Origin of the sequence: Pseudoalteromonas sp. SG43-3, assembly GCF_014164385.1 — a bacterium.
GTDB classification, from domain to species: domain Bacteria; phylum Pseudomonadota; class Gammaproteobacteria; order Enterobacterales; family Alteromonadaceae; genus Pseudoalteromonas; species Pseudoalteromonas distincta.
In genome coordinates this window covers 1-10773 of record NZ_JACJFC010000039.1, presented here as the reverse complement: position 1 = coordinate 10773, position 10773 = coordinate 1, and the positions used below count along the sequence as shown (strand labels likewise).

Sequence of the window (10773 nt, the reverse complement as noted above, 5' to 3'; positions counted from 1 at the left end):
AGTCAAGTTTTTAAACCAGAAACGATGCACCCTTAGCTCGGTTGGTGAGCGGGAGGGACTGTTTCTGCTCTGGTCCCCCGTTCGAGTCGGGGAGGGGGAGCCAAGTTTATGTTTATGATGTAGTTCCCCCTTAGCTCAGTTGGTTAGAGCGACGGACTGTTAATCCGCAGGTCCCCCGTTCGAGTCGGGGAGGGGGAGCCAAATCATCATAATAATATCAGTACTTTAGTTCCCCCTTAGCTCAGTTGGTTAGAGCGACGGACTGTTAATCCGCAGGTCCCCCGTTCGAGTCGGGGAGGGGGAGCCAATTCTAAGAATTTCATAGACATTCCAAGCTATTTCCACTACTCTTCCTTATATAACTAAAGCATTAGTTTAATTCTTTAATGCGCTGTACTTAGTTTATTAATCAAGGACTTGATTCCTTCCCTTTTGATTATTAAAAGACTGAAAACATGGCTGGATTTAAAAAACTTATTTTTATACAAATTATCTCTTGGTTATTGTGTGTTGCAGCAGGAAGCTACTTCATATCTATAAGCTTTGATACTGCGGTAAGTGATGCACAAAAAAATGCACAAACGACTGTTACTAAGTATATTAATGACCTTTCTTTAGACGATATTTCTGCTCAAAATTTAAAACAATCAATTGCAGATGGTAATACGTTTTCAAGCTTTACTCTAAGAGATTACCAAGGTGCTGAAGTATTTAGCATTAACCCCCCTACTCAATTACCAATGTTTGCTGATTTTGTACTCTCTAACTTTAACTCTGTACGCCCACAGTTTGCTGTAAACGATGCCGCAGATATAAAAGTTGAATTTGTACTTAACATTGAGCATTTAGCGTCGCAGCTACAAACGTCCCTTTTTATTGTTATTTTGATTTCTGCCATTTTAGTTATTATTCCAATAATTCTAATGAAATCTATTTTTTATCATTTAAATAAAAATATAAGTACAACAGTTGCTGACATTATCGATATTTATATCAATCAAAACCAAGTTGATAATGATTTAGAAACAGCATTAGATGGCACTCGATTGAAAAAAATGGGAAAAGATTTAGTACCTAGTTTTAATCGGTTATCACATTTTTTAAAAAACAAAAACGAAGACATACAAAGCGCTGCTATGACTATCAAGCATGAAGCGTACAAAGATGTAATTACCTCGCTTGGTAATCGTAATATGTTTGTTGAGTACTACGAAAAAAATATTGAAAACACTGAACAAAGTACATTTGGCTCTTTAGCTATGGTTCGTTGTAGCGAGCTACAAGCTATAAACCAAAGCCGTGGTTATCAAAAAGGTGACGAGTACGTTAAAGGCGTTGCTGATATTATTAAGCACATAAGCGGCACTTACACGGGTAGCCAAGTATTTAGATTAAACAGCTCTGATTTTGCGGTAGTACTACCCCACATTCCTTTAAAAGAAGCTGAGCGCTTTGGTGAAAACCTGCAATCGCGCTTCACGCAGTACCAACAAAACCAAGAGTTAAGCTCGGTAGCTAATACGGGTATTGTAGGTTACGAAAAAGGTAAACCGTTAGGCGAACTGCTTTCTGTTGTTGATAACGCGATGAGCATGGCGCAGTCAAAGCAAGTTAATGCATGGCACGTACAACGCGAAACCGATTTAGTTAATAACGTAAGTGCGGGGTTTGGTAATCAAAACTGGCGTAAGGTTATTAAGGAAGTTATTGAATCTAAGCGTGTGCATTTAGTGATGCAAAACATTATGCCGCTTGGTAAAAGCATAAAAGCCTACGCTGAAGTACAAGTTCGATTTAAAACAGAAGACAATCAAGTACTGCCTACCGCTTCTTTTTTAGCAATGGCCGAAAAACTTGATATGGCAATAGAAATTGATCGCCTGATCATCGACTCTTCTCTTGAAAAAGTTAAAAGCCGTAATTTATCTGAAAAGTTTTTTGGTTTAAACGTAACAGCCTCAAGTGCACACAACGATCAGTTTGTAATTTGGCTAGAGCGCCGATTATTGAAAGATACGCATATTGCATCTAAACTAGTATTTGAGGTAAGCGAGTTTGGTTTACAGCAAAACATCAAAGCTAGTAAGCGCTTTATCGACATGGTTCACCGTGTTGGCGCACGCGTAACTGTTGAACGTTTTGGTGTTGGCTTAACTTCATTTAAGTTTTTCCGCGATTTAAAACCTGATTTTATTAAAATGGATGCAAGTTATACTCGCGGCCTAGAAGATGATAAAAATAATCAGTACTTTATGCGCTTAATGGTCGATTTAGCCCACCGCATTGGTGTTAGCGTATTTGCTGAAGGCGTTGAGAGCCAAGAAGAGAAACACATTATAGAAACGTTGTGTTTAGATGGCGTTCAAGGTTATTACATAGAAAAACCTAAAGACATTTAATTAGTTTTCAATTAATACAAAAAAGAGCATTCGTTGCTCTTTTTTTGTTTCTGCTATTTGACTAATTCCTTACATCAAAATCACATTAATTTTACAGCCTTGTGATCAATATGTTTGTCCTTGCGTTTATTTAACTGATAACGACTCGCAAATGTTGTTTATCGGGGCAGAAAAAAGGATAATAAGCAGGACTTTAATAGCGTGAGGCACACATGACAGAATATGTCTTGTTATTGATTGGAACCGTTCTGGTTAATAACTTTGTATTAGTACAATTTTTAGGCTTATGTCCGTTTATGGGCGTATCAGGTAAGCTTGATACGGCGATTGGTATGTCTTTGGCAACCACGTTTGTGCTTACCCTTGCCTCTGTAACTAGCTATTTAGTTAATCAATATATTTTAATCCCTCTGGATATCGCCTTTTTACGCACCATGAGCTTTATTTTAGTGATTGCCGTTGTAGTGCAATTTACCGAAATGGTTGTGCGTAAAACCAGCCCTACTCTATATCGTTTATTAGGCATATTTTTACCGCTGATCACCACTAACTGTGCGGTATTAGGTGTGGCTTTATTAAATATCAAAGAAGATCATTCGTTTTTACAATCTGCGGTATATGGTTTTGGTGCTGCGGTTGGTTTTTCTTTAGTGCTTGTATTGTTTGCAGCACTACGAGAGCGTTTAGCAGCTGCTGACGTTCCTACGCCTTTTAAAGGCGCCTCTATTGCAATGATCACTGCAGGCTTAATGTCGATGGCGTTTATGGGTTTTACTGGATTAGTGAAGTTTTAATATGACCTTGTTTTATGCCTTGATAGCGATTGGTTCGCTAGCACTCATTTTTGGACTTATTTTAGGGTTTGCAGCAATTCGCTTTCGCGTTGAAGGTAACCCTATTGTTGAGCAAATAGATACGATTTTACCGCAAACTCAATGCGGACAATGTGGCTACCCGGGCTGCCGCCCTTACGCCGAAGCCATAGCTAATGGCGATGAAATAAATAAATGCCCACCAGGCGGCGAATCTACCATGAAAAAGCTTGCCGGCTTAATGGGGGTTGATGAAAAACCACTTGCCGGTGGCGAGCAAGCAGAACCTATAAAAACAGTGGCTTATATTCGCGAAGATGAATGTATTGGCTGTACCAAATGTATTCAAGCCTGCCCAGTTGACGCTATTTTGGGCGCAACTCGTCAAATGCATACCGTGTTAATTGATGAATGTACTGGCTGTGATTTATGTGTTGAGCCTTGCCCTGTAGATTGCATTGATATGCTACCTGTAGCCGAAACTAAACAAAACTGGAAATGGCAGCTAGACGCTATTCCTGTTACACAAATAGATTAGAGGTTTGAGTGGACAAGTTACTTGAACAAATAAAAAAAGGCACCGTGTGGGCATTTCCTGGCGGCATACACCCACCACAACAAAAATCACTCTCTAATAGTGCGAGTATCACTCGCCTACCCTTGCCCGACAAACTCATTGTTGCGCTTAAGCAGCACATAGGCGCAAATGGTAAGTTACTTGTAGAAAAAGGCCAACACGTATTAAAAGGCCAACCACTAACAGAACCCGCTGCTAACTGGTCGGTACCTGTACATGCGCCAAGCTCTGGTGTAGTTACTGATATTGCACCTATGCCATCAGCACATCCATCGGCCCTGCCTGAACTAAGTGTTATTATTGAACCAGACGGCAAAGACGAATGGGTAGCTCTAAATAAAAATAAAAATCCTGCTGAGCTTAGCCATGATGAGCTTATAAATATTATTCACCAAGCCGGTATTAGCGGTATGGGTGGTGCTGGTTTTCCTACTTATGTAAAAGCAGATACCAAGCAACCTATCGAATTTTTGATTGTAAATGCTGTTGAGTGCGAACCTTATATTACTGCCGATGACGTTTTAATGCGCGAACACGCTAAAGAAGTTATCCAAGGCATTGAAATAATGCAGCAACTTTTAAACCCAACACTGTGCATTGTGGGTATAGAAGATAACAAACCTGAAGCTATTGCAGCAATGAAGCAAGCAGCTGAGCATAACTCAAAAATTATTATTCAAACGGTGCCAACTATTTATCCATCTGGCGGTGAAAAGCAATTAATTAAATTACTTACTAACCGTGAAGTTCCTAGCATTGGTATTCCAGCCGATATTGGTATTTTAGTGCATAACACGGGTACTTTGTTTGCCGTACAACAAGCCGTTTATGAAGGCAAACCGCTAATTGAGCGTATAGTTACGGTAACAGGTAACACTATTCATAAACCTGGAAATGTATGGGCACTGCTTGGTACTGAAATAAAGCATTTACTAGATTGCCAAGGTTTCTCTCCTGTACCGCAGCAAAGTGTTGTGATGGGCGGCCCAATGATGGGCTTTACGCTACCCACAGTACGTATTGGCATAGTTAAAACCACTAACTGTATTTTAGCGCCTGATCATAAAGAGCTAGCGGAACCCGGCCCTGAAAAAGCCTGTATACGTTGTAGCGCCTGTGCCGATGCCTGCCCTGCTTCTTTATTGCCACAACAATTGCAGTGGTTTGCTAAATCAAAAGAGTACGACAAACTACAAGAGCACAATTTATTTGATTGTATTGAATGTGGTGCTTGTGCATACGTGTGCCCAAGCGAAATCCCTCTTGTACAGTACTACCGTATAGCCAAAGTTGAAATTAAAGAACAACAAGCTGACAAAATTAAAGCCGACAGAGCAAAAGAGCGTTTTGATGCCCGAAAAGAACGTTTAGAGCGTGAGCAAGAAGAACGCCAAAACCGCCATAAACGCAAACCTGCTGCTAAGTCTGCTGACGAAAAACAAAAAGTAGCTGAGGCACTAGCCCGTGTTAAAAATAAATCAGATAACGGCGATGAAAAATCTGCTGTTGCTGCCGCTATTGCACGCGCTAAAGCTAAAAAGCTAGGCGATCAATCTGCTGAATTAGAACCTGACAACAGCGAAGTAGCAAAAGAGCGCGCACTACGTAAAGAACAAGCGCGTAAATATAAAGAGCAAAAATCGCAAACAGATGAATCGGCCGAGACTACACCCGTTGATGATAAAAAATCAGCAGTCGCTGCAGCCATTGCTCGAGCTAAAGCTAAAAAAGCAGCACAAGTATTAGATAACGCTGAGCAAACAGTGAGTGAAGAGCCACAAACTGATGCCCCTGTTGATGATAAAAAAGCAGCCGTAGCGGCGGCCATAGCTCGCGCTAAAGCTAAAAAAGCAGCTAAAGCATTAGACAACGCTGAACAAACAACAAGTGAAGAGCCACACAGCGATGGCCCTGTTGATGATAAAAAAGCAGCCGTAGCGGCGGCCATTGCGCGTGCTAAAGCTAAAAAAGCAGCACAAGCATTAGATAACGCTGAACAAGCAACAAGTGAAGAGCCACAAAGTGATGCCCCTGTTGATGATAAAAAAGCAGCCGTAGCGGCGGCCATTGCGCGTGCAAAAGCTAAAAAAGCGGCTAAAGCACTTGAAGAAGCTGAGCAAACAGCAAGTGAAGTGCCACAAAGTGATGCCCCTGTTGATGACAAAAAGGCAGCGGTAGCCGCGGCCATTGCGCGTGCAAAAGCTAAAAAAGCGGCTAAATCATTAGAAGATACCGAACAAACTCAGCCCCAAGAGCTACAAGTTGATAGCGCAGCACCTAAGAGTGCAGAAAGTAACACCGATGACTCATCCAATTCTACTGAAGCAGATAAACCTAAATCAGTCGACGATAAGAAAAAAGCCGCCGTGGCTGCTGCAATTGCGAGAGCAAAAGCTAAAAAGTTACAAAAAGAAGGAAATAATCAGTCATGAAATTAACCATGGCCAGTTCGCCGCATAATCACAGCCATAAATCGTTAACGCGATTAATGCTTAGCGTTATTGCTGCGTGTATTCCTGGGCTAATTGCTCAAGTTTTCTTTTTTGGAACAGGTGTGCTTATTCAACTGGTACTAGCGCTTGTTGCTGTAAGCGTATTTGAAGCTGCAATAATGCTAATACGAAAGCGCCCTGTTTGGCCTGCATTAAGTGATGGCAGTGCGTGGCTTACTGCCGTGTTATTGGCATTGAGTATTCCACCACTTGCGCCTTGGTGGATAATCGTTATTGGCTGTTTATTTTCTATTGTTATAGTTAAACAGCTTTATGGCGGCCTTGGGTTTAACTTATTCAATCCAGCAATGGCGGCTTATGTACTGCTATTAGTTTCGTTTCCGGTGCAAATGACCGCATGGTTGCCTGTTACTGATTTAATAAATACGCCAATAGGCTTTGCTGATCAGCTAAGGCTAATATTCACCGATTTTACGGCCTCTGGGTTTAGCCTAGATCAAGTACGCGCAGGGGTTGATGGCCTAACAATGGCAACACCACTAGATACTGTTAAAACAGACATAGCCCACGGTTTAACCGTTACCGAGAGCATGCAAAAGCCAATATTTAACGAATGGGCTGGCCTTGGTTGGGCATGGGTTAATTTAGGCTATTTAGTGGGTGGTTTATACTTACTAAAAGCAAAAATAATTAACTGGCATATTCCTGTCAGTTTTATCGTAACTTTAGCTGTATGTAGTGCTATTGGTTATATCGCATCACCTGGTACAGAGCCGGGCACCCTATTTCACTTATTAAGTGGTGCCACTATGATGGGGGCCTTTTTTATAGCGACCGATCCGGTATCTGCAGCAACAACTAACAAAGGGCGCTTAATATATGGCGCGCTAATTGGCTTACTAATTTATTTAATTCGTACCTTTGGTGGTTTTCCTGATGCCATCGCATTTAGCGTATTATTGATTAATATTGCAGTGCCACTAATAGACTACTACACACAGCCACGTACTTATGGCCATGGAGCAGTAAAATGATCATTTCGTCAATGGCTAAAAATGGTGCTATTTTAACTGCGTTTGCATTAGCAACAACAGGCTTAGTTGCCTCGATCAATGCACTTACTGCCGATAAAATTGCAGAGCAAGAACAACTGCAACTTACTGCGCAGCTACAAGAAGTGCTCGACCCAAAATCGTACGACAATCAATTATCACAAGATTGCGTGATTATTACTGACGAAAAACTAGGCCCATACGCAAATCAAGTAATTTACCGTGCTCGTAAAAACAATAAACCAGTCGCTGTTGTTATTAGGCATGTTACGCCAAACGGCTACAGTGGCGATATTAACTTATTAACAGCGGTATTAAGCGATGGCACTATTGCTGGCGTTCGTACAACTAAACACGAAGAAACCCCTGGTTTAGGCGACAAAGTAGAAGTTAAAAAATCACTTTGGATCACAACATTTAAAAGCTTAACGGTTGAAGGCGAAGAAGACGCTCGCTGGGCTGTAAAAAAAGATGGCGGCCAGTTTGATCAATTTACAGGCGCGACCATAACGCCACGTGCTGTTGTGGGCTCTGTTAAAAATGCCGTATTGTTCGCACAAACTAATTTTGATGATATTTTTGCAGCACCTAATGCCGAATGTATGGAGGTAGCTAAATGAGTGAGTTAAAAACATTATACAAAGAAGGTGTATGGGTAAATAACCCTGCCCTTGTGCAGCTTTTAGGTTTATGTCCACTGCTTGCCGTTACCTCAACTGTAACAAATGCCTTAGGTTTAGGTTTAGCAACTTTACTCGTACTAATAGGCTCAAATGTTACCGTATCAATTGTGCGTAACTGGGTGCCAAAAGATATTCGTATACCTGTATTTGTCATGATCATCGCGGGCTTTGTAACAATAGTTCAATTACTTATGAACGCTTATACCTTTGGTTTATATCAATCATTGGGAATTTTTATCCCGTTGATTGTAACTAACTGCGCCATTATTGGCCGCGCCGAAGCATACGCCTCTAAAAATCCTGTTCATTTATCAGCATTTGACGGCTTAATGATGGGCTTAGGCTTTATGGCTGTATTGTTAGTGTTAGGAGCTATGCGCGAATTAATCGGCCAAGGTACGCTGTTTGACGGAGCCAATTTATTACTTGGCCCATGGGCACAGAGCATGCGCATAGAAGTATTTAATTTTGATAATCAATTTTTACTGGCAATTTTACCACCGGGTGCCTTTTTAGGGCTTGGCCTACTTATTGCTGCAAAAAACGTAATTGACGCACAAATAAAATCAAAACAAGTTGCACCGCCAGAGGCTGAAAAAGGCCCTCGAGCACGTGTTACTAGCTTAACTTAAGGGGAAAACGTATTAGAGCAACAATTAGCACTAATACGTTTTAAGTTGCATGAATAAAGAAAAACGTCACCAAATACTGTCGCGCCTACGCGACGATAACCCACATCCAGTTACAGAGCTTGAATATTCAAGCCCATTTGAGTTACTAGTAGCAGTAACTCTTTCAGCACAAGCAACTGATGTAGGCGTTAATAAAGCCACTCGAAAGTTGTTCCCTGTTGCTAATACACCACAAGCCATTTTAGATATAGGCCACGATACACTGCGTGATTATATAAAAACCATCGGCTTATTTAACTCTAAAGCTGCCAACGTGTACAAAATGTGCCAAATTTTGGTGGATGAACATAACAGCATCGTGCCAGAAAATCGTGAAGCCCTAGAAGCCCTACCAGGCGTTGGCCGTAAAACCGCTAATGCTGTACTCAACACAGCCTTTGGTTGGCTAAAAGATAATGAAGGTAGATACTTTTTAGCAGTAGATACTCACATCCAACGTCTTGCAAACCGTACTGGTTACGCTAAGGGTAAGACTGTTGAGCAGACTGAACAGGCTATAATTAAAAATACGCCAAATAAGAAAGAATTTATGTTTAACCTCCATCATTGGTTTATTTTACATGGGCGCTATACGTGTACAGCGAGAAAACCAAAATGTGGAAGTTGTATAATTGAGGATTTGTGTGACTATAAAGAGAAAACTGAGTCATAGTTAAGAGTAGTTATTTTTTAATTAGCATAAACCTTTTAACGGTCACATCTTTAGTTTCTATTTAAGAAGCTGGCGATTTGATTCTCATATGAGCCTTTATTCGGCCAGCACCAATTAAATTGAAAATTTGCGTTAACTTCAGAATAGTTTGAATTTAAGCGAGGTGTTGCAAATAGATTATGATTTATTAATTAGAGCCCAGCTAAAACCTAAAATTTAAATACGGAGTTAATTGGAAGCTATTTCCGGTTTGTGCCATTTGCAGACATTAGCAACGCCTGAGCTCAGGTGCATTTGAGACAACGCCTGCTTTTGCGTTAGCAAAAAAGTGGGTGGCGGATCAAATGTCATCTGCAGAGACTTTTTAGGCAGCGTTCACCGTATTCTAGGAACGAGCGTTTACGAGGCACGTGCCGAACTGGCCTTTATGACTTTTGTAAACAACAAAAAAATATTTGGATCAAACTTCGTGTCCACTTCATGCTTCAAGATATTCATAGTTTCAAGGTGCGATTTAGCCATGCGGTATGGCCTGCTAGTCGTCAGTGCATCATACGCATCAATGATCGAAAGTATTCGACTACTCAGGGGAATATCGGCACCAGCCAGTCCGTCTGGGTATCCGCTTCCATCAAATGCTTCATGATGATGTCTGACAATAGACGCGACCTCGTCTCTGTTTGTCAGGAATGTCTCACTAATTATTCTCTCACCGATAACCGAGTGAGCCTTTATCTCTTCTCTTTCATCAGGTGTGAGCTTTCCAGGCTTCGAGAGAACAGTATCACGAACTCCAATCTTACCCACGTCGTGTAATTGACTGGCAATACGCAAGTCATCTAATGAGGGGGCACTCAAATCGGCCGCACGCCCCACTTCCAACGCAAGCGCACAGACGCGGTCACAATGGCCTCTAGTATACGCATCGCGCGCGCACAATGCCGTAATGAGTGATGGGTAAGCATTTTCTTGATCTGGTGCGAGGGCAAAAGCCATTGAATATCTCTCCTTGTTCAGCAACGCCTAACAATTTAATAGTGCGCTCATCACGCATATTTTTGCTGACTTCAAGCTCATCTATCCACATTCCAACAAATAACCGAGGGTATTTCAAGATTTTAAATAAATTTAAATGTAGGATATACGCGTTGCTCGTTTGCTTGACTATATGAATAAACGACACAACTTTATCTATTAATTAGCCCTAAATTTAGCCATCCTCAATGACCGGTTATCGCTCTTTGCCGAAGTTCGCCTAAGTGCCATGAGCGGGCATTAAAGCGTAACTCGTTTCTGCCCCAAAACGTGTTGAGGCGAATGCCTCAAAAGAGCGAAAAGCAGACATTGACCGTTAATCGTTTCAACGACGGCAATTAGCCATACGTTGCATGTTTGCTCCCTTACTGGTTTTACGATATCCAAAACCGACATAACGACCATTAAGCAAATACCA

9 protein-coding genes and 2 tRNA genes are annotated in these 10773 nt (G+C 41.3%); 10 read left to right on the top strand and 1 reads right to left on the bottom strand.

Going from position 1 to position 10773, the window contains the following annotated elements:
- Positions 1-124 precede the first annotated feature (124 nt).
- The 10 genes from H5157_RS20145 (at position 125) to nth (ending at position 9320) form a co-directional block, all read left to right on the top strand.
- Positions 125-201: transfer RNA gene (locus H5157_RS20145), tRNA-Asn, on the top strand.
- Between the two features lie 29 nt (positions 202-230).
- Positions 231-307 (top strand) — tRNA-Asn (locus H5157_RS20140).
- 148 nt (positions 308-455) lie between these two features.
- Entirely contained in the window at positions 456-2399 is a 1944-nt protein-coding gene (locus tag H5157_RS20135; RefSeq protein WP_182696126.1) for an EAL domain-containing protein, read from the top strand.
- A gap of 212 nt (positions 2400-2611) precedes the next feature.
- Positions 2612-3193, top strand: a complete 582-nt coding sequence (rsxA, locus tag H5157_RS20130) for an electron transport complex subunit RsxA (protein WP_008172491.1) — start codon at positions 2612-2614, stop codon at positions 3191-3193.
- Between the two features lies 1 nt (position 3194).
- Positions 3195-3749, top strand: a complete 555-nt coding sequence (gene rsxB / locus H5157_RS20125; RefSeq protein WP_007585357.1) for an electron transport complex subunit RsxB — start codon at positions 3195-3197, stop codon at positions 3747-3749.
- A gap of 8 nt (positions 3750-3757) precedes the next feature.
- Positions 3758-6220, top strand: coding sequence for an electron transport complex subunit RsxC (gene rsxC, locus H5157_RS20120; protein WP_182725387.1), 2463 nt, complete (start codon positions 3758-3760; stop codon positions 6218-6220).
- Positions 6217-7275 carry an electron transport complex subunit RsxD gene (gene rsxD, locus H5157_RS20115; protein ID WP_154903409.1) on the top strand — a complete coding sequence of 353 codons (1059 nt, stop codon included), beginning with the start codon at positions 6217-6219 and terminating at the stop codon, positions 7273-7275. The genes rsxC and rsxD overlap by 4 nt, the downstream gene beginning before the upstream one ends.
- Positions 7272-7913 carry an electron transport complex subunit RsxG gene (gene rsxG, locus H5157_RS20110; RefSeq protein ID WP_182712198.1) on the top strand — a complete coding sequence of 214 codons (642 nt, stop codon included), beginning with the start codon at positions 7272-7274 and terminating at the stop codon, positions 7911-7913. The genes rsxD and rsxG overlap by 4 nt, the downstream gene beginning before the upstream one ends.
- On the top strand, positions 7910-8608 hold the full coding sequence (locus H5157_RS20105; protein WP_182725386.1) for an electron transport complex subunit E: 699 nt from the start codon (positions 7910-7912) through the stop codon (positions 8606-8608). The genes rsxG and H5157_RS20105 overlap by 4 nt, the downstream gene beginning before the upstream one ends.
- A gap of 49 nt (positions 8609-8657) precedes the next feature.
- A complete protein-coding gene (gene nth / locus H5157_RS20100) occupies positions 8658-9320 on the top strand; it encodes an endonuclease III (RefSeq protein WP_182725385.1) in 663 nt (220 codons plus the stop codon).
- Between the two features lie 399 nt (positions 9321-9719).
- On the opposite strand, the gene H5157_RS20095 is transcribed toward nth, so the two are convergent.
- Positions 9720-10316, bottom strand: a complete 597-nt coding sequence (locus tag H5157_RS20095; RefSeq protein ID WP_004589546.1) for an HD-GYP domain-containing protein — start codon at positions 10314-10316, stop codon at positions 9720-9722.
- Positions 10317-10773: the final 457 nt, after the last annotated feature.

What these genes read in the sequence shown, in the direction of transcription:
- H5157_RS20135 (WP_182696126.1), top strand. Translation starts at nt 456, where the DNA reads ATGGCTGGATTTAAAAAACTTATTTTTATACAAATTATCTCTTGGTTA.
- rsxA (WP_008172491.1), top strand. Translation starts at nt 2,612, where the DNA reads ATGACAGAATATGTCTTGTTATTGATTGGAACCGTTCTGGTTAATAAC.
- rsxB (WP_007585357.1), top strand. Translation starts at nt 3,195, where the DNA reads ATGACCTTGTTTTATGCCTTGATAGCGATTGGTTCGCTAGCACTCATT.
- rsxD (WP_154903409.1), top strand. Translation starts at nt 6,217, where the DNA reads ATGAAATTAACCATGGCCAGTTCGCCGCATAATCACAGCCATAAATCG.
- rsxG (WP_182712198.1), top strand. Translation starts at nt 7,272, where the DNA reads ATGATCATTTCGTCAATGGCTAAAAATGGTGCTATTTTAACTGCGTTT.
- H5157_RS20105 (WP_182725386.1), top strand. Translation starts at nt 7,910, where the DNA reads ATGAGTGAGTTAAAAACATTATACAAAGAAGGTGTATGGGTAAATAAC.
- nth (WP_182725385.1), top strand. Translation starts at nt 8,658, where the DNA reads ATGAATAAAGAAAAACGTCACCAAATACTGTCGCGCCTACGCGACGAT.
- H5157_RS20095 (WP_004589546.1), bottom strand. Translation starts at nt 10,316, where the DNA reads ATGGCTTTTGCCCTCGCACCAGATCAAGAAAATGCTTACCCATCACTC.